The 21,948-nt window shown below is 73.9% G+C and carries 1 protein-coding gene; it reads left to right on the forward strand.

Annotated features, from left to right (window positions below; translation table 11 throughout):
* Nucleotides 1–182 precede the first annotated feature (182 nt).
* A complete protein-coding gene (locus ACFPIH_RS11865) occupies nucleotides 183–21,935 on the forward strand; it encodes a non-ribosomal peptide synthase/polyketide synthase (RefSeq protein WP_381174134.1) in 21,753 nt (7,250 codons plus the stop codon).
* The last annotated feature ends 13 nt before the right edge of the window (nucleotides 21,936–21,948 follow it).

Consider the following 21,948-nt stretch of genomic DNA (forward strand, 5'->3'; position numbering starts at 1 on the left):
GGTGCGTCGTTCGCGTTGTTAGCAGGTCATTCACAGGTAAGGCGAGCATAACCTCAGCTGCTGTGTGGTGAACCTCTCTCCCCGGGGAGGGCTATCAAGTAAGGCAATGCTTACCTTACTATTCGAGCGGTTGCGGCTCCGTTGGGCCGGTATCCGTCTCGCTAGGGGAGGCACGGGCAGCTGTGTCGGGTAACACGCGTTCTGGGCAGGAGTACTGGGGCCGGCGGTTCGCCAGGCAGCCGCGGGAGGTCGCGCTGCCGGTCGACCTGGCCCTGCCGCACGGTCCGGCGGGGCCGGCGCCGACCGACACCCGGGCCTGGGAGCTCACGCTGCCCCGCCCGGCCGACCATGTGCTGCTCGCCGCCCAGGTCGCCCTGCTGCACCGCTACGGCGGCGCGGCGGTCCAGCCGGCCGACGTCGCCGTGGCGCGCGCGGGCCTGCCGCTGCGCGTCGCCGTGGACGGCGACACCACGTTCGCCGAGCTGTGCGACCGGGTAGCCGCCGAACACGAGGCCGCCGAGGCCCACCGCCTCCCCACCGCCGACCTCCTCGGCCTCCTCGCCCCCGAGCCGGGCCGCGGCGGCGCCCTGTTGTGCGCGACGGGCTTCGGACCGGCGCCCTGGGACGAGGGCGGGCCCCTGGAACTGGCCCTGTGCGTGACGGAGACCTCCGAGGAGTCGGTCGAACTCCGGCTCACCTACCGCACGGACCTCTTCGAGGCCGGCACCGCAGACCGGATCCTCGGCCACTACTCCACACTCCTCGCCGACGCCCTCGCCCGCCCGGACACCCCCGTGGGCGAGCTGGAGCTGTTGGAGGAGACGGAGCGTGAGCGCGTCCTGGCCGAGTGGAACGACACCGACCACGACGTCCCCGCCCGCACCTGGCCGGAGATGTTCGCCGACCAGGTCGCCGCCCGCCCCGGCGAAGTGGCCCTGATCCACGAGGACGTCCGCCTCACCTACGCCGAACTCCACGACCGCGCCGCCCGGTTGGCGCAGGCGCTGGCCGCACGCGGCGCCGGGCCCGAGCGGGTCGTGGCGATCGCCGTGCCCCGCTCGGCGGACCTGATCGTCGCCGAGGTCGCGGTGCTGAAGTCGGGCGCCGCGTATCTGCCGGTCGACACCGACTACCCCGCCGACCGCATCGCGTACATGCTCGCCGACGCCGAGCCGGTCTGCGTCCTGACGACCACGGAGATCGCCTCCGAACTGCCTCCCGGCACCGACCTGTTGGTCTTGGACGCCCCGGAGACCGAGGCCGAGCTCGCCCGGCACCTCCCCGAGGACCCCGCCGGTGACCTGACGGTCGCTCACGCGGCCTACGTCATCTACACCTCCGGCTCCACCGGCCGCCCCAAGGGCGTCGTGCTCTCCCACGGCGGTGTCGCCAAGCTGGTCGCCACACAACGCGAGCGCTTCGGGATCGGCACGCACAGCAGAGTGCTCCAGTTCGCCTCGCCCAGCTTCGACGTGGCGTTCTGGGACCTGTGCCTCGGCCTGCTCTCCGGCGGCCGGCTGGTCGTCGTACCCGCCGACCGCCGCGTGCCGGGCGCCCCGCTCGCCGACTACGCCAACGAGCACGGCATCACCTTCATGATCCTGCCGCCCGCCCTGCTTGCCGCGATGCCGGACGACGTCCGACTGCCGCCCACGGCAACCCTGCTGGCCGGAACCGAGCGCGTCTCGCCCGAGTTGGTCGGCCGGTACGCGCGCGGCCGGATGATGTTCAACGCCTACGGTCCGACCGAGGCCACCACCAACTCCACGCTGGGACTGTGCGATCCGGACACCCCGGCGGGCACCATCGTGCCCATCGGCGTCCCCGACCCGGGCACCCGCGCCTACGTCCTCGACAACCGGCTGCGGCCCGTACCCGCCGGTGTGGTGGGGGAGTTGTACCTCGGCGGCGCCGGTCTCGCGCGCGGCTACCTCGGCCGTCCCGCGCTCACCGCCGAACGTTTCGTCGCCGACCCGTTCGGCGCACCGGGCGAGCGGCTGTACCGCACCGGCGACCTGGTCCGCTGGAAGGCGGACGGCCGCCTGGAGTTCCACGGCCGCGTAGACAGCCAGATCAAGATCCGCGGCTTCCGTATCGAGCCCGGCGAGATCGAGTCGGTGCTGCGCGCCCACCCGGCCGTCGACCAGGCCGCCGTCGTGGTCCGCGAGGACCGCCCCGGCGACCGCCGCCTCGCCGCCTACGTCGTGCCCTCCCTGGACGTCGCCGCGCAGGGGGAAGACGCCGTCGCCGACTGGAAGGACCTGCACGAACTCCTCTACTCAGCCGCCGGTTCGGAAGGCTTCGAGGAGAACTTCGCGGGCTGGAACAGCATGTACGACGGGCTGCCCATCCCGCTCGCCGACCTGCGCGAGTGGCGGGACGCGACCGTCGCCCGGATCCGGGAGCTGCGGCCCCGCCGGGTCCTGGAGATCGGCGTCGGCAGCGGACTGCTGCTGTCCCGGATCGCCCCCGACTGCGACGAGTACTGGGGCACCGACCTCTCCGAGGAGGCGGTACGCGCCCTGCGCGCCCAGGTCGACGGCGTACCGGAACTGGCCGACCGGGTCACGCTCCTCGCCCGTCCCGCGCACGAGCTGACCGGACTCCCGGAAGGCCGCTTCGACACGATCGTCGTCAACTCCGTCATCCAGTACTTCCCGAGCGCCGAGTACCTCACCGACGTCCTTCACTCGGCTGCCCAACTGCTCGCGCCCGGCGGCTCGTTGTTCGTCGGCGACGTACGCAACCTGCGGCTGCTGCGCACCCTGAGCGCGGCGATCGAGTCCGGCCGCGCGGACGCCGACGGCGACAAGGACGCCCTGCGCGCCGCCGTCGACCGGGCCGTGGCCTGGGAGGGCGAACTCCTCGTCGACCCCGACTACTTCGCCGCCCTGGACGGTTTCACCGCCGACGTACGGATCAAGCGCGGCGTCCACCACAACGAGCTGACCCGCTACCGGTACGACGTCGTCCTGAGCCCCGGCACCGCTGCGCCCGCCGTCACCTCGCAGGACCTTCCGTGGTCCGCGCTCGGCACCCCCGAGGCACTCTCCGCACGTCTGATCGACCGCCCGGCCCTGCTGCGCGTCACCGGCATCCCCAACGCCCGCCTCGCCCCCGACCTGGCCGCGCTCGGCACCCTCGACGACAGCAGCAGGTCCACCGCCGGCAGCGCCGGCGTCGACCCCGAGGCGCTGCACGAGACCGCCGCCCGGCACGGTTTCCGCGCCGCCCTCACCTGGAGCGCGGACGCCGAGGACGGCAGCCTCGACGCGGTGTTCGTCCTCGGCGACGCCACCTCGGCCGGCCCGCTCCATCGCCCCGGCCAGGAGCAGCCCGGCCCGCTCTACCGCCCCGGCCAGGACCACCCGCACGCCAACCGTCCGGCGCCGTTCCGCAACGTCAACGCGCTGATGGCCGCGCTGCGCACGCACGCCGCCGAGTTCCTGCCCGAGTACATGGTCCCGGCCGCCCTCGTCCCGTTGGACCGGCTGCCCGTCACCCCCAGCGGCAAGCTCGACTCGGCCGCGCTGCCCACCCCGGACTACGGCCTGCTCAGCTCGGGGCGGGCCCCGCGCACCGAACGCGAACGCCTGCTGTGCGACCTGTACGCACGGGCCCTGCGCATCCCGTCGGTCACCATCGACGACGACTTCTTCGCGCTCGGCGGTGACAGCATCGTCGCCATCCAACTGCTCGTCCTGGCCCGCCGCGCCGGGCTGGAGCTGACCCCGCGCGACGTCTTCAAACACCGCACCGCCGCCCAGCTCGCCACGGTCGCCCGCACCGCCACCGACCCGGACGACACCACCGGCACCCCCTGGGACGCGCCGACCGCCGACGAACTCACCGCACTCCAGGGCCGGGACCCGCTCACGATCGCCGAGGTCCTGCCGCTGGGCCCGCTCCAGGAGGGCTTCTTCTTCCACGCCCTCGTGGACGGCGGCGAGCACGACGCGTACGTCGTCCAGCAGGTCATCGAACTCGCGGGCCCCGTCGAGGGCGATCTCCTGCGCCGCGCCGCCCAGCGGCTGCTCGACCGGCACGCCCCGCTGCGGGCCTGCTTCCGCCAGCTCCCCGACGGCCGCCCCGCCCAGCTGATCACCACCGGTCTCGACGTGCCCTGGCGGGAGGTCGACCTGTCCGCCCAGGAGACCGCCGTCCGCGCCGGTCTCGCGGAGGCCGTGGCCGCCGACGAACGCGCCCTCCGCTTCGACCTCTCCCGCCCGCCGCTGCTGCGCTGCGCGCTGGTCCGGTTCGGCGAGGACCGCAGCCGACTCGTTCTGACCTTCCATCACATCGTGGCCGACGGCTGGTCCTTGCCCGTCCTGCACCGGGAACTCCTCGCCCTCTACGGCGAGGAGCCCGCGCCGCTCCCCGAAGCCGCCCCGTACCGCGCCTACCTGGCCCGGGTCGCCCGCGCCGACCGCGAGGCCGCCCGCGAAGCCTGGCGCACCGCCCTGGCCGGGATCGACGAGCCCACCCGGCTGGTCGAGACCCCCGCCGCAGGGCCGATCGAGGCCGCCCAGATCCGCGTCGAGCTGCCCGAGCGCACCACCGCCCGGCTCACCGCCCGTGCCCGCGAGCACGGCGTCACCCTCGGCACCGTCGTGCAGGCCGCCTGGGGTCTGCTGCTCGCCGGGCTGACAGACCGTCAGGACGTTGTCTTCGGCACCACCGTCTCCGGCCGCGACGCCGCCGTGGACGGCATCGAGTCGATGGTCGGCCTCTTCATCAACACCCTGCCCACCCGGCTGAGCTGGGCGCCCGCCGACACCCTGGGCGCCGTCCTGGAACGCCTCCAGCGGGAGCAGAGCGCCCTCCTCGACCACCAGCACCTCGGTCTCGCCGAGATCCAGCGGGCCACGGGACACGCGGGCGGCGGCGAACTCTTCGACACCCTCGTGGTGTTCGAGAACTACCCTGCCGAGCCGAACGTCACCGACCCCACCGGCACCGTCCGGCTGGCCGGGCACGCCTTCCACGACACCGTGCACTATCCGCTGGCCCTCATCGTCAAGCCCGGCCGACGCCTCGACCTGAGCCTCAAGCACCACGCAGACCGGCTGCCCGCCGACGCCGTGCAGACCCTCGCCGACCGGCTCACCCTGGTCCTGGACGCCCTGGCCGAGGACACCGCCCGCACGGTGGCCGCCCTCGACCTGCTCACCCCGGCCGAGCGGGACGCCGTACACCCGCAGGGCGAGCCGCACCCCGTGCCGGCGACCACCCTGACCGCCGCCATCGCCGCGCAGACCGCCCGCACCCCGGACGCCACCGCCGTCGTCCACGAGGGCACCACCCTCACCTACGCCGAACTCGACGCCCGCGCCGAGGCGTTGGCCCGCCGGCTGCGCGCCAGGGGAGCGGGACCCGAGCGGTTCGTCGCCGTCGCCGTACCGCGCTCGGCGGAGCTGATGGTGGCCCTGCTGGGCGTGCTGAAGACGGGCGCCGCCTATCTGCCCGTCGACCTCGACTACCCGGCCGACCGCATCGCGTACATGCTCACCGACTCCGGCGCCCGGACCGTCGTCACCACGGCCCGGGACGCCGTACGGCTGCCCGAGGTGGACGGTCTGGAGCTGCTGTGCGTGGACGACGCGTACGACGCGGCCTCCACCGATGAGCAGAGCGTGCCGCTGACCCCCGACCACCCCGCCTACCTCATCTACACCTCCGGCTCCACCGGCCGTCCCAAGGGCGTCGTCGTCACCCACCGGGCCATCGGCAACCGGCTGGCCTGGATGCAGGGCGCGTATCAACTCACCGCCGAAGACCGGGTGTTGCAGAAGACACCGGCCAGCTTCGACGTCAGCGTCTGGGAGTTCTTCTGGGCGCTGTGCGAGGGCGCCGCCGTCGTGCTCGCCGCGCCGGACGGCCACCGCGACCCCGCCTACCTCGCCCGGGTCATCGCCGAACAGCGCGTCACCACCCTGCACTTCGTGCCGTCGATGCTGGAGGCCTTCCTCGCCTCCGACGAGGTGACCGCCGACCCGGGCTGGGCGGCCTCCCTGCGCCGCGTCTTCAGCAGCGGCGAGGGTCTGCCCGGCCACGCGGCGGCCCGCTGGCACGCCCTGACCGGGGTCCCGCTGCACAACCTCTACGGCCCCACCGAGGCCGCCGTCGACGTCACCCACCACACCTTCCTCGACGGCGCCGACGACACCACCGTGCCGCTCGGCCGCCCGGTGTGGAACACCGGGCTGCGCGTCCTCGACTCCCGCCTGCGCCCGGTGCCCGACGGCGTCCCCGGCGAGCTGTACCTCACCGGCGTCCAGCTGGCGCGCGGCTACCACCGGCGCCCCGCGCTCACCGCGGACCGCTTCGTCGCCGATCCGTTCAGCACGTCGGGTGAGCGCATGTACCGCACCGGCGACCTGGTGCGCCGCCGCGCCGACGGGACCCTCGACTACCTCGGCCGCACCGACCGCCAGGTCAAGCTGCGCGGCAACCGCGTCGAACTCGGCGAGATCGAGGCCGCGTTGGCCGCGCAGCCGGCCGTCGCGCAGGCCGCGGTGACCGTGCGCGAGCAGCGTCTGGTCGGGTACGTGGTCCCCGTCGCCGGGGCACCCGACGCGGCCGGGCTGCGAGCCGCCCTCGCCGCCGCCCTCCCCGCCGCCATGGTCCCGGACGCCTTCGTCGTCCTCGACGCCCTGCCGCTCACCCCGAGCGGCAAGCTGGACCAGGCCGCGCTGCCCGCCCCCGAGGCCGAGCGGGCCGCCGTACGCCGTGCGCCCGCGAGTGAACGCGAGCGGCTGCTGACGGAGATCTTCACCGCCGTCCTCGGCATCGAGGACGCCGGCCCCGACGACGACTTCTTCCTGCTCGGCGGCGACAGCATCAGCTCCATCGGTGTCTCCAGCCGGGCGCGCGCCGCGGGCCTCGACCTCAGCCCGCGTGACGTGTTCACCCACCGGACCCCCGCGGCCCTGGCCGGAGCGGCTCCCGTCATCTCCGCTTCGGCCGGGCCGCGGGCCTCTTCGTCCTTTGCCCTCACCGACGACGAGCGGGCCCGTGTGCACGCCCTGGCAGCCCCCGCCGCCGTCGCGGACGTCTGGCCGCTGGCCCCCCTCCAGGAGGGCCTGTTCTTCCACTCCACCTTCGACGCCGGGCACGACACCCAGGACGGCGCCCCCGTCCTCGACGTATACACCGTCCACGAGACCTTCGACTTCGCCGAACGCCTCGACACCGCCCGGCTGCGCGCCGCCCTACGGACCCTGCTGGCCCGCAACCCCGGCCTGCGCGCCGGGTTCACCAGCGACGGGCTCAGCCGCCCGGTGCAGTTCATCGTCGAGGACCCCGAGGTCCCGCTGGAGGAGGCCGACCTCTCCGGGCTGCCGCGCGCCGAACAGGACGCCAGGCTCGCCGAGTTGACGGACGCTGAACGCAACCGCCGCTTCGACCTCACCGCGCCCCCGCTGTTCCGGCTGCTGCTGGTGCGGCTCGGCGCGGAGCGCGGCGACCGGCTCGTCATCGGCCGCCATCTCATCCTGTGGGACGGCTGGTCCGCCTGGCTCTTCCTGGACGAGCTGTTCGACCTGTACGCCTCCGCCGGCGACGCCTCCGCGCTGACCGCCCCCGGCAGCTACCGCGACTACCTGACCTGGCTGGAGGAACAGGACGACACCGACGCCACCACCGCGTGGCGCACCGCCCTGTCCGGCCTGGACGAGCCGACCCTCCTGGTCCCGGGCGCCGACGGACTCGACCCGGTGATCCCCGAGCAACTCGACGTACGGCTGCCCGCCGCCCTCGGTGAACGGCTGCGGGAGACCGGCCGAGCCCACGGTCTCACCCTCAACACCCTGCTCAACGCGGCCTGGGGCCTGACCCTGGCCTCCGCGACCGGCCGCACCGACGTCGTCTTCGGCACCACCGTCGCCGGGCGGCCCAGCGAGGTCCCCGACGTCGAGCGCATCATCGGCCTCTTCCTGAACACGGTCCCCACCCGTATCGCCTACGACCCCGCCGAGCCGGTCCTCGACCTGCTCAAGCGGGTCCAGGGCGAGCGGCTCGACCTCATGCCGCACGAGCACCTCAGCCTCGGCGTGCTCCAGGCCGAGACCGGCCACCGGAAACTCTTCGACACCCTGTTCGTGCTGCGGAACAACGACACCGAGGACCGGCTGGCCGAGCTGCGCACCCGGCACGGCGCCACCGCCGTCGCCAACGTGGACGCCACCCACTACCCGGTCAACCTCGTCGTCACGCCCGGTCGGCGCATTCAGGTCACCCTCACCCACCGCCCCGACCAGGTGCCGGCCGACCGCGCCCAGATCATGCTGGATCGTTTCGCCCTGCTCCTTGACCGGCTCACCACTGACCTGTCCGCGCCCGTCGGCTCCCTCGACCCCGCGCTGCCCGAGGAACGCGCCGCGCTGGCCGGGGAGTGGGCGGCGAGCCGGGTCCCCGACCCCGAGGACACGATCGCCGACCTGCTCGCCGCCCAGGCCGCCCGCACTCCGGACGCGCGCGCCCTGGTCCTCGGCGAGCGCACCCTGACGTACGCCGAACTGGACGCGGACGTCAACCGCATGGCCCGCCTCCTCCTCGACCGGGGCGCGGGCCCCGAGCGGGTCGTCGCGCTCGGGCTGGGGCGCTCCATCGACATGGTGGTCGCGCTCTTCGCCGTCCTGCGCACCGGCGCCGCCTACCTGCCCCTGGAACTCGACCACCCGGCCGACCGGCTCTCGCTGATGCTGGCCGACGCCCGCCCGCTGCTCCTCCTCTCCACCACCGCCGTCTCCGCGACCCTCGACGGCGACCTGCCGCGCGTCCTGCTCGACGACCCGGCGACCCGTGCCGAGCTGGGCGCACTGCCCGCCGAGCCGGTGCACGCCCGCTTCAGCCTGGAACACCCCGCCTACGTCATCTACACCTCCGGCTCCACCGGCCGCCCCAAGGGCGTCGTCACCCCCTACCGGGGCCTGACGAACATGCAGCTCAACCACCAGAAGGAGATCTTCGAACCCGCCATCGCCGCGGCGGGCGGGCGCCGGCTGCGCATCGCGCACACCGTGTCCTTCGCCTTCGACATGTCGTGGGAGGAGCTGCTCTGGCTCGTCGAGGGCCACGAGGTGCACGTCTGCGACGAGGAACTCCGCCGCGACGCCGAGGCGTTGACCGCCTACTGCGAACAACACCGCGTCGACGTCGTCAACGTCACCCCCACCTATGCCCGACTTCTCATCGAGCAGGGCCTGTTGGAGGGCCATGTCCCGCCCCTCGTCCTCCTCGGCGGCGAGGCCGTCCCGGAGACGGTGTGGGCGGCCCTGCGCGACACCGAGGGGACGTACGGCTACAACCTGTACGGGCCGACCGAGTACACCATCAACACCCTCGGTGGCGGCACCCTCGACAGCGAGACGCCCACCGTCGGCCGCCCCATCCGCGGCACCCGCGCCCACATCCTCGACGCCTGGCTGCGCCCGGTCCCCGAGGGCGTCCCCGGCGAGCTGTACATCGCCGGCATCGGCCTCGCCCGCGGCTACCTCGACCGCCCGGCGCTGACCTCGGAACGCTTCGTCGCCGACCCGTTCGGTGAGCCCGGTGAGCGCATGTACCGCACCGGCGACCTGGTGCGCCGATGCGCCGACGGCAACCTCGACTTCCTCGGCCGCACCGACGACCAGGTCAAGATCCGCGGCTACCGCATCGAGCCCGGCGAGATCGAGACCGCCCTCAGCCGCCATCCGCTGGTCGCCCAGGCCGCTGTGGTCGTCCGCGACGAACGGCTCGTCGGCTACGTCGTCCCCGCGCGCGGCAGCGAGGAGGAGCGGTCGGCCGCCGAGGCCGCCCAGGTCGGCGAGTGGCAGGAGATCTACTCCGACGAGTACGAGGAGATCGGCACCGCCGTCTTCACCGAGCAGTACGACGGCTGGGACAGCTCCTACGACGGCGAGCCCATCCCCTTCGAGGAGATGCACGAGTGGCGCGAGGCCACCCTGGCCCGCATCGGCTCCCTGCACCCGCGCCGCGTCCTGGAGATCGGTATCGGCTCCGGCCTGCTGCTGTCCCGGCTCGCGCCGGCCGCCGAGGCGTACTGGGGCACCGACTTCGCCGCGCCCGTCATCCGCAAGATCGGCGAGGAACTCCGCGACCGTGACCCGGAGCTGGCCGCCAAGGTCGAGCTGCGCTGCCGCCCGGCCGAGGATCTCACCGGGCTGCCCACCGGCTACTTCGACACGATCGTCATCAACTCCGTCATCCAGTATTTCCCGAGCATCGAGTACCTCACCGCCGTCATCGACGGCGCCATGGAGTTGCTCGTGCCCGGCGGCGCCCTGTTCGTCGGCGACGTCCGCAACCTGCGGCTGGCCCGCACCTTCCACACCGAGATCCAGCGCGCCCGCGCCACGGACGAGGCCGACCTGGAGCGGGCCGTCACCCGCGGCCTCGCCCTGGAGAAGGAACTCCTCGTCGACCCCGACTACTTCACCACCCTCGGCCACGGCGTCGACCTGCGCACCAAGCGCGGCCACCACCACAACGAGCTGACCCGGCACCGCTACGACGTCGTGCTGTACAAGGGCGAGCCGGACACCCGCCTCGACACGGTCCCGGCTGCCGCCTGGGCAGGCGAGGCCGACCTCCAACAGCGGCTGACGGCGGGCCCGTTGCGCGTCACCGGCGTTCCCGACGGCCGCACCGTCGAGGGCGGTGTCGACCCCGAGAGCCTGCACGACCTCGGCGCCCGCACCGGGCACCAGGTGTTCACCACCTGGTCGGAGACGACCGGGACCTACGACGCGGTGTTCACCGCTTCCGATGAACCGAGGCTCACCGGCGGCCTGTTCCGGCCGGGCGGCGGCACCGCCCCCTACGCCAACGAGCCCACCGCCGCCCGCGAGGCGAGCGCGCTCGTGCGCCGCCTGCGCGAGGACCTGGGCTGCGAACTGCCCGACTACATGGTCCCGGCCGCCTTCGTCACCGTCGACGGGCTGCCGATGAACGCCAACGGCAAGCTCGATGTGAACGCCCTGCCCGACGCCGAACCCGTCGTCGCCCTCGGCGGCGGACGCGGCCCGCGCACCCCCGAGGAGGAGACGCTCTGCCGGCTCTTCGCGGAGGTCCTCGGCCTGCCCGAAGTCGGCGCCGAGGACGGCTTCTTCGACCTCGGCGGACACTCGCTGCTCGCCACCCGCCTGGTCAGCCGCGCCCGCACCGAACTGGGCGCCGAACTCGCCATCCGTGACCTGTTCGAGGCGCCCACCCCGGCCCGGCTCGCCGCCCGGGTCGGCGGGGCGAGCCCGGCCAGGGCCGCCGTCACCCCGGTCGCCGACCGGCCCGCCCGAATCCCGCTCGCCGCCGCCCAGCGCCGGCTGCTGCTGGTCGAGCAGATCACCGGCAGCGGTGTCGCCTACAACTTCCCGCTGGTCGTCCGGCTGCGCGGCGACCTCGACATCGAGGCCCTGCGCACCGCGCTGCGGGACGTCGCGGGTCGCCACGAGGCGCTGCGCACGGTGTTCCCGGCACACGAGTACCAGTGGATCGTCCCGGCCGAGGAGGCGTACCCGGCGCTCACCGTCGTCGACGCCACCGAGGCGGGCCTGCCCGCGCTGATCGAGGCGGCCCAGCGCCGCCCCTTCGACCTCACCACCGAACTCCCGCTGCGCTGCGAGGTGTTCCGGCTCGGTGCCGACGACCATGTGGTGGCCGTCGTCCTGCACCACATCACCACCGACGAGTGGTCCGACCGCCCCTTCCTCGCCGACCTGACCGCCGCCTACGACGCCCGGCGGGCGGGCGAGGCACCCGCGTGGGCGCCGCTGCCGGTGCAGTACGCCGACTACACCCTCTGGCAGGAGAACCTGCTCGCCGGCCCCACCGGCGAAGCCCAACTGACCTACTGGGCGGACGCCCTGCGCGGCCTCCCCGACGAACTGCCCCTGCCCGCCGATCGGCCGCGCCCGGCCGAGCCGACCGGACACGGCGGCAAGGTCCGCCTGGAGCTGCCCACCGCCACCGGCCACGCCCTGCGCGACCTCTCCGGCGCCACCGGCACCAGCATGTTCATGCTGTTCCAGGCGGCCACCGCCGCACTGCTGCACCGGCTCGGCGCCGGCGATGACATCCCCCTCGGCGCACCCATCGCGGGCCGCACCGACGAGGCCCTGAGCGACCTGGTGGGCTTCTTCGTCAACACCCTGGTCCTGCGCACCGACCTGTCCGGCGACGAACTCACGTTCCGTCAACTGCTCGGCCGGGTCCGGGAGTCGTCCCTCGCCGCCTTCGCGTACCAGGACCTGTCCTTCGACCGGGTGGTGGAGGCCCTCAACCCGCCCCGGGTGGCGGGCCGCAACCCGCTCTTCCAGGTCATGCTCGGCTACCACCACCGGCCCGACGGCGTCCCCGACGTGCTCGGCCTGGCCACCGAGTGGTTCGACATGGACACCGGAATGGCCAAGTTCGACCTGCACTTCACCTTCGTCGACGAGACCGACCGCGTCGTCCTGCTCCTGGAGTACGCCACCGATCTCTTCGACCACTCCACGGCCGACCGTCTGGCCGCCCGCGCGGTGCGGCTGCTGGAGCGGATCGCCGCCGAACCCGACGGCACCATCAGGGACTTGGACGTCCTGGAGGACGCCGAACGCGCCCGCGTCCTCACTGACTGGAACGCCACCGCGCACACCGTGCCGGAGCAGACCCTGCCCGAGCTGTTCCGCGCCCAGGCCGCCCGCACCCCCGACGCCACGGCCCTCGTGTTCGAGGCGGAACGGCTGACGTACGCGGAGTTGGACGCCCGTGTGGAGGCCACGGCGCGTGTGCTGGCGGGTCTGGGCGCGGGGCCGGAGCGGACGGTCGCCGTTGCTCTGCCGCGTTCGGTGGACCTGGTCGTCGCGCTGCTCGCGACCCATCGGGCGGGAGCGGCGTATCTTCCGCTGGACCCGGACTACCCGGCGGACCGGCTGGCCCTGATGCTGGAGGACGCCCGGCCGGTGTGTGTGATCCGCGACGCCCTGCCCACCGGCCCGCAGGCCGCGCTGCCGACGTCGTACGACCCTCTGCACCCCGCCTATGTCATCTACACCTCCGGTTCCACGGGCCGTCCGAAGGGTGTCGTCGTCCCGCACGAGGGCATCGTCAACCGGCTGCTGTGGATGCAGGATGCCTATCAACTCGGCGCTGACGACCGGGTGTTGCAGAAGACGCCGTCCAGCTTCGACGTGTCGGTGTGGGAGTTCTTCTGGCCGCTGATCACCGGCGCCGGTCTGGTGCTCGCCCGGCCCGAGGGGCATCGCGACCCCGCCTACCTGGCCCGGCTGATCCGCGAACAGGACGTCACCACCGTCCACTTCGTGCCGTCCATGCTCCAACTGTTCCTGGAGGAGCCGTCCGCCGCCGGGTGCACCGGACTGCGCCGGGTGATGTGCAGCGGCGAGGCCCTGCCCGCCGCCCTCACCCGCCGCTTCCACGAGGTGCTCTCCGCCGAGCTGCACAACCTCTACGGGCCCACCGAGGCGTCCGTCGACGTGACGGCGATCCGGATCGGCCCCGACGCGACCGTCGTCCCCATCGGCCGCCCGGTGTGGAACACGCGCGTCTACGTCCTGGACGCCGGTCTGCGGCCCGTGCCGCCCGGCGTCGCGGGGGAGCTGTACCTGGCGGGCGTGCAGTTGGCGCGCGGCTACCTCGGCCGCCCGTCGCTGACGGCCGAGCGGTTCGTCGCCGACCCGTACGCGAAGACGCCGGGCGGGCGCATGTACCGCACCGGCGACCTGGCCCGCTGGACCGCCGACGGCACGGTCGAGTACCTCGGCCGCACCGACCACCAGGTGAAGGTCCGCGGCTTCCGCGTCGAACCCGGTGAGATCGAGGCCGTGCTCGCCGCGCACCCGTCCGTCGCCCACGCCACCGTCGTCGTACGGGACGAGCGGCTGGTCGCCTATGTGACCGGCGGCGCCGACTCCGCGGCCCTGCGGGCCCATGCCGCGACCATCCTGCCCGACCACATGGTCCCGGCCGCCGTGGTCACCCTCGACGCGCTCCCGCTCACCCCCAACGGCAAGCTCGACCGCAGGGCCCTGCCCGCGCCCGACTTCGGCACCACGGCGAGTGACGGCACCCCGCCGCGCACCCCGCGCGAGGAGATCCTCGGCGCCCTGTTCGCCGATGTCCTGGGCCTCGAACGGATCGGCGCCGACGACGACTTCTTCGCCCTCGGCGGCCACTCCCTGCTCGCGATGCGCCTGGTCAGCCGCGTCCGCACCGCCCTCGGGGCCGACCTCGGCGTCCGTACGGTGTTCGAGGCGCCCACGGTGGCCCGGCTCGCGGCGCGCATCGGCACGTCCGACGCCGAGACCCGGCCCGCGCTCAGCGACCCGAGGCCGCGTCCGACGCCGCTGCCGCTGTCCTCCGCCCAGCGGCGGCTGTGGCTGCTCGCCCAGGTCGACGGCGCGAGCACGGCGTACAACCTGCCGTCCGCCTGGCGGCTGACCGGCGCCCTCGACCCGGACGCCCTCCGGTCCGCCCTGAACGACGTGGTCGCCCGGCACGCCCCGCTGCGGACCGTGTTCCCGTCGGTCGACGGGATGCCGTACCAGCGGATCCTGGAGGACGTCCAAGTCCCGCTCATCACCGCGCCGTTCGAGGAACTGAACGCCCACGCCGCGCACCTCTTCGACCTGGAGCGCGAACTCCCGCTCCGGGCCACCCTGTTCGAGACCGGCCCCGACGAACACGTCCTGCTGCTCCTGCTGCACCACATCGCCACCGACGAGTGGTCCGACCGCCCGCTCCTCGCCGACCTGGGTACCGCCTACGCGGCCCGCGCCGCCGGACGGGCCCCCGACTGGGCGCCGCTGCCCGCGAGTTACGCCGACTACACGCTCTGGCAGCGCGACCTGCTCGACGCGACCGAGGCGGACCTGCTCGCCCACTGGACGGACACCCTGCGCGGGCTGCCCGACGAGCTGAACCTGCCCACCGACCGGCCCCGCCCCGCCGAGTCCACCGGGCGCGGTGGCACGGCCGGCTTCACCGTCCCGCCCGCCCTGGCCCGCGCCCTGCGCGACCTGGCCCGCGAGCACGGCGTCAGCATGTTCATGGTCGCCCAGGCAGCCGTGGCCGCGCTGCTGCACCGCCTCGGCGCCGGGGACGACATCCCCCTCGGCGCACCGGTGTCGGGCCGCTCCGACGAGGCCCTCGAAGACCTGGTCGGCTTCTTCGTCAACTCCCTCGTCCTGCGCACCGATCTCTCCGGCGACCCCACCTTCGCCGAGCTGCTGGCCCGCGTCCGGTCGGCCGACCTGGCCGCCTACGACCACCAGGAGCTGCCGTTCGAGCGCCTTGTGGAGGCCGTCAACCCCGAACGCTCCCTGGCCCGGCACCCGTTGTTCCAGGTCATGGTCGTCCACCTGGCAGGCGAGGGTGCCGGTCCTGCCCTGCCCGGGCTCGATCTCCGCCGCGAGTCCGTCGGCCAGGACACCGCCAAGTTCGACCTGAGCTTCGACTTCGTCGAGCGGGGCGAGAGCATCGAGGGCTGGATCGAGTACAGCGCCGACCTCTTCGACCCGGCCACCGCCGACCTGCTGGCCCGCCGCACGGAACGGCTGCTTCAGCAGATCGCCGCCGACCCGGGCCGCCGTATCGGCTCCCTAGACGTCCTCCACGACGACGAACGCGCGCGCGTCCTCGTCGACTTCAACGCCACCGACCACGCCGTCCCCGACCTCACCCTGCCCGAGCTGTTCCGCGCCCAGGCCGCCCGCACCCCGGACGCCACGGCCCTCGTGTTCGAGGAGCAGCGGCTGACGTACGCGGAGTTGGACGCCCGTGTGGAGGCCACGGCGCGTGTGCTGGCGGGTCTGAGCGCGGGGCCGGAGCGGACGGTCGCCGTTGCTCTGCCGCGTTCGGTGGACCTGGTCGTCGCCCTGCTCGCGACCCATCGGGCGGGAGCGGCGTATCTGCCGCTGGACCCGGACTACCCGGCCGACCGGCTGGCCCTCATGGTCGAGGACGCCCGGCCGGTGTGCGTGATCCGCGACGCCCTGCCCACCGGCCCGCAGGCCGTGCTGCCGACGTCGTACGACCCTCTGCACCCCGCCTATGTCATCTACACCTCCGGTTCCACGGGCCGTCCGAAGGGTGTCGTCGTCCCGCACGAGGGCATCGTCAACCGGCTGCTGTGGATGCAGGATGCCTATCAACTCGGCGCTGACGACCGGGTGTTGCAGAAGACGCCGTCCAGCTTCGACGTGTCGGTGTGGGAGTTCTTCTGGCCCCTGATCACCGGCGCGACCCTGGTCGTCGCCCCGCCCGAGGTTCACAAGGACGCCGCCGCGCTGGCCGACCTGATCCAGCGGGCCCGCGTCACCACCGCCCACTTCGTGCCGTCCATGCTGCGTGCCTTCCTCGACGAGCCCGCCGCCGTACGGTGCACCGGGCTGCGTCGGGTGATGTGCAGCGGCGAGGCCCTGCCCGCTCCCCTCACCCGCCGCTTCCACGACGTGCTCTCCGCTGAGCTGCACAACCTCTACGGGCCCACCGAGGCCTCCGTCGACGTCACCGCCCGCGAGGTCGGACCCGACGCGACGACCGTGCCCATCGGCCGCCCCGTGTGGAACACCCGGACGTATGTGCTGGACGCCGGTCTGCGGCCCGTGCCGCCCGGCGTCGCGGGGGAGCTGTACCTGGCGGGCGTGCAGTTGGCGCACGGCTACCTCGGCCGCCCGTCGCTGACGGCCGAGCGGTTCGTCGCCGACCCGTACGCGAAGACGCCGGGCGGGCGCATGTACCGCACCGGCGACCTGGCCCGCTGGAGTGCCGACGGCGAGCTGGAGTACCTGGGCCGGGTCGACGACCAGGTCAAGCTCCGCGGTTTCCGCATCGAGCCCGGCGAGGTCGAGGCGGTGCTCGCCGCGCACCCGTCCGTCGCCCATGCCACCGTCGTCGTACGCGACGAGCGGCTGGTCGCCTATGTGACCGGCGGCGCCGACTCCGCGGCCCTGCGGGCCCATGCCGCGACCATCCTGCCCGACCACATGGTCCCGGCTGCCGTCGTCACCCTCGACGCGCTCCCGCTCACCCCCAACGGCAAGCTCGACCGCGCGGCTCTGCCCGCGCCCGACTTCGCCGCCGAGGTCACCGAGGCCCGCCCGCGCACCCCGCTCGAAGAGACCCTGTGCGCCTTGGTCGCCGATGTCCTCGGACTCCAACGGGTGGGCCCCGACGACGACTTCTTCTCCCTCGGCGGAGACAGCATCGTCGCCATGCAACTGGTCGCCCGCGCCCGCGCGGCCGGGCTGGCCTTCAGCCCGCGTGACGTCTTCCGGCACAAGTCCGCGGCCGGGCTGGCCGGTGTGGCTGCCGCGCTGACCCCGGACGACGGCTCCGACGACCCGGCCGACCTGCTCGCCGGCCTCACGGACGACGAGCGTGCCGAACTCGCAGGGCTGCCCGCCGGCACCGAGATCCTGCCCGTCTCCCCGCTCCAGGCCGGCCTGCTCTTCCACGCCGCCCTCGACGACGGCGACGAGGGTCCCGACGTCTACACGGTCCAGATCTCCTACGACCTCGAAGGCCCCCTGGACGCCGAGCGGCTGCGCGCCGCCGCACAGCGCCTCCTCGACCGGCACGAGAACCTCCGTGCCGGCTTCCGGCACCTGTCCTCCGGGCGGCCCGTCGCCGTCGTACCGCGTACGGTCGCGGTGCCCTGGCGCCAGGTCGAGCACTCCGCCGCGGAGGACTGGGACCGTCTCCTCCAGCAGGAGCGGCGCCGCTTCGACACCGCCGAACCGCCGCTGCTGCGACTGCTGTTGGCCAAGCTCGGCGCGGACCGCCACCGCCTCGTCCTCTCCCACCAGCACCTCCTCCTGGACGGCTGGTCGCTGCCCCTGCTCACCGCCGAGCTGTGGAAGCTGTACGAGGGCCGGGAGCTGCCCGCCCCGGCCCCCTACCGGGCCCAGCTGCGGCTGCTCGCGTCCCGGGAGCCCGCCGTCTCCGCCGCCGCCTGGACCGAGGCCCTGGACGATCTGGCCGAGCCCACCCGGCTCGCGCCCGCCGACCCCGGCCGCACGGCGCTCGTCCCGCACACCCACACCGTCGAGCTGGACCCGGACCACACCGCCACGCTCGACGCCTTCGCCCGCGCCCACGGCCTGACCCTCAACACCCTGGTCCAGGCGGCCTGGGGTGTCCTCCTCGGGCGGCTCACCGGACGCGACGACGTGGTGTTCGGCGCCACCGTAGCGGGCCGCTCGCCCGAACTCCCCGGCGCCGAGTCGATGATCGGTCTGTTCATCAACACCGTGCCGGTACGCGTCCGCCTGCGCCCGGAGGAGAGCGCGGCGGCCCTGCTGGCCCGGCTCCAGGACGAGCAGTCCCGGCTCATCGACCACCAGCACCTCGGTCTCGCCGACATCCAGCGCGCCGCCGGGCTCGGCGAACTCTTCGACACCCTCATGGTGTTCGAGTCGTACCCGGTAGCCGACGAGCCCGCCGACGGCACCGGCGACGCACCCCGCGTGGCCATTCGTGAGCACGCGGACTCCACCCACTACCCGTTCGCCTGGGCCGTGGAGCCCGCCGAACGGCTGCGGCTGACCGCCGAGTTCCGCCCCGACCTGTTCGAGGCGCCGGCCGTCCGCCGTATCACGGCCGCCCTCGTGACCCTGCTGACCACGATGGCCGAGCGGCCCGACCGGCCGGTGGGCGCCCTCGATCTCCTGGAAGCGGCCGACCGCCGTACGGTCCTGGAGACCTGGAACGACAACGCGCTGCCGGGCGGGCCCGACACCGTGCCCGCGCTGTTCGCCGCACAGGCCGCCGCCTCGCCGGACGCGGTCGCCGTCACCGATTCCACGACCACCTGGACCTTCGCCGAACTCGACGCCCGGACGGACCGGTTGGCGCGCGCCCTCGCGGCTCGCGGTGCCGCCCCCGAGCGGTTCGTCGCCCTCGCCCTGCCCCGCACCGCCGACCACATCGCCGCCATCCTGGCCGTGATGAAGTCGGGCGCCGCCTATCTGCCCCTCGACCCCGGCCTGCCGCCGTCCCGCATCCAGGACATGCTGGCCGACGCCCGCCCGGTCCTGGTCCTCACGGATCCCGCGACCTCGTTGCCCGCGACGGACGTCCCGGTGATCGGCCTGACGGATCTCGAAGGCGCCCCGGAGGCCGAACCCACGCCCCCCGGCCCCGACCACCCCGCCTACGTCATCTACACCTCCGGCTCCACCGGCCGCCCCAAGGGCGTCGTCGTCACCCAGCGCGGTGTGGCCAACCTCTTCCACAGCCACCGCCACGACCTGCACGACCTGGCCAAGGAACGCACCGGACGCCGTCATCTGCGGGTCGGCCACGCCTGGTCGTTCTCCTTCGACGCCTCCTGGCAGCCGCAGTTGTGGCTCCTCGACGGACACGCCCTGCACATCGCCGACGACGAGACCCGCCGCGACCCCGAACTGCTCGCCGCGTTCGTCCGCGACCAGGGCATCGACTTCATCGAGGTCACCCCGTCCGTGCTCGCGCAGATGGCGGACAGCGGACTGTTCACATCGGACGGCGGCTGCCCCCTCGCGGTGGTCGGCTTCGGCGGCGAGGCCGTTCCCGACGCGCTGTGGACCCGGCTCGCCGCGCTCCGCGACACCGAGGCGTTCAACCTCTACGGCCCCACCGAGGCCACCGTCGACGCCCTGGTCGGCCGGGTCCGCGACAGCGCGCGGCCCGTCGTCGGCCGACCGGTCCACAACTCCCGTGCCTATGTGCTGGATTCGGCGCTGCGGCCGGTCCCGCCCGGCGCCACCGGCGAGCTGTACCTGGCCGGGCCCGGGCTGGCCCGCGGCTATCTCGGCCGCCCGGGCCAGACCGCCGAGCGGTTCGTCGCCGATCCCTTCAGCACGTCGGGCGAGCGCATGTACCGCACCGGCGACCTGGCCCGCTGGACCGAGGACGGACTCCTGGAGTTCGCCGGACGCGCCGACGACCAGGTGAAGATCCGCGGCTACCGGGTCGAACTCGCCGAGATCGAAGCCGTACTGGACACCCATCCGGCCGTCGCCCGGTCCGTGGTCGTGGCCCGCGAACACCGGCCCGGAGTACGGCAGTTGGTCGCCTACGCGGAGGTCCCGGACGGCGCCGCCGACCAGGCCGCCCTGCGCGCCCACACCGCCGCCGCGCTGCCCGAGTACATGGTCCCGGCCGCCGTGGTGGTCCTGGACCGGCTGCCGCTGCTGTCCAACGGCAAGCTGGACCGGGCCAACCTGCCCGCGCCGGACTTCACTTCGACCGGCGGGGGACGTGCGCCGGAGAACGACACCGAGCGCGCGCTGCGCGACCTCTTCGCGGAGGTGCTGGGGCTGCCCGAGGCCGCCGTCGGCGTCGACGACGACTTCCTCGCCTTCGGCGGAGACAGCATCGTCGCCATGCACCTGGTCGCCCGGGCCCGCACCGGCGGGCTGCGGATCACCCCGCGCCAGGTCTTCCAGCTGCGCACGGTCGCCGCCCTGGCCGCCGTCGCCGTACCGCTCGACGACAGCGAGCGGCGCCGCCGGCACGACGACGGCACCGGAACGGTCCCGCTCACCCCGATCATGCACGCCCTGCGCGAGCGCGGCGGCCCGATCGCCGCCTACCACCAGGCCGCCCTCATCCGCACCCCGGCAGGCCTGGACGAACCCGGCCTTCGCACCGTGCTGCGGGCGGTCGCCGACCGGCACGACATGCTCCGCGCCCGCCTGGACCGGGGCACGGACGGCACGGACGGCACGGAGTGGACGCTCCAGGTGCCCGCGCCTCAGGACACCGACGTCGACTCCTGGCTGAGCACGGTCGACGTCCGGGGCGCCGACGAGGCCGCGCTGCGCGCGGCGATCACCGCGCACGCCGCCCCCGCCCGCGACCGGCTCGACCCCGACGCCGGCGCGATGGTGCGGGCCGTCTGGTTCGACGCCGGGCCCGACGCGCCGGGACGGCTGCTGCTGCTCGTCCACCACCTGGTCGTGGACGGTGTGTCCTGGCGGGTCCTGCTGCCCGACCTGGCGGGCGCCTGGGCCGCCGTCAGTTCCGGCCGCACCCCCGAACCGGCGCCGGTCGAGGTGTCGTTCGGCCGCTGGTCGCGGCTGCTCGCCGCCCGCGCCGCCGAACCGGCCCGCACCGACGAACTGCCGCACTGGACCGCCGAGTCGGCCGAGGGCGCGGGGCTGCCGCTGGCCCGTCCGCTGGACGCGGCCCGCGACACCGTCGCCACCACCCGCTACCACTCCCTGACCCTGCCCACCGAGATCACCGGACCGCTGCTCAGCCGGGTCCCCGCGGCCTTCGGCGTCACCGTCAACGACGTCCTGCTCACCGCCTTCGCCCTGGCCGTCGCCGACTGGCGGCACCGGACGCTCGGCGCGGACACGGCCGGCGGACCGGTGCTGGTCGACCTGGAGGGCCACGGCCGCGAGGAGGAACTCGCGGGCAACGCCGATCTGTCCCGCACGGTCGGCTGGTTCACCAGCGTGGTGCCGGTACGGCTCGACCCGGGCGTACCGCACCCGGCGGACGCCCTCGCCGGCGGACCCGCCCTGGACGCCGCCCTGGCGAACATCGGCCGCCACCTGGCCGCCCTGCCCGCCTCGGGCATCGGGCACGGACTCCTGCGCCACCTCAACCCCGAGACCGGACCAGGGCTGTCTCAACTCGCCGAGCCCCAGATCGAGTTCAACTACATGGGCCGCTTCGGGCACGCCGAGGCCGCCGACTGGTCCTACGCCCCCGAGGAGGACGCCGCCGACCTCGACGCCGACCCCGGCATGCCGATGTCGCACGCCCTCACCCTCAACGCCCTCACCGAGGACCGTCCCGACGGCCCGCTGCTCAACGCCCACTGGGCGTACGCGGCAGGGCTGTTGACCCAGGAGGCGGTCGACGACCTGGGCCGGACCTGGTTCCGGGCCCTTCAGGCCCTGGTGCGCCGGGCCGACACACGCCACGACCACCACTGATGCACTCCGTTAG

The sequence above is a fragment of the Streptomyces vulcanius genome, from assembly GCF_042653945.1.
Taxonomy (GTDB): Bacteria; Actinomycetota; Actinomycetes; order Streptomycetales; family Streptomycetaceae; genus Streptomyces; species Streptomyces mangrovi.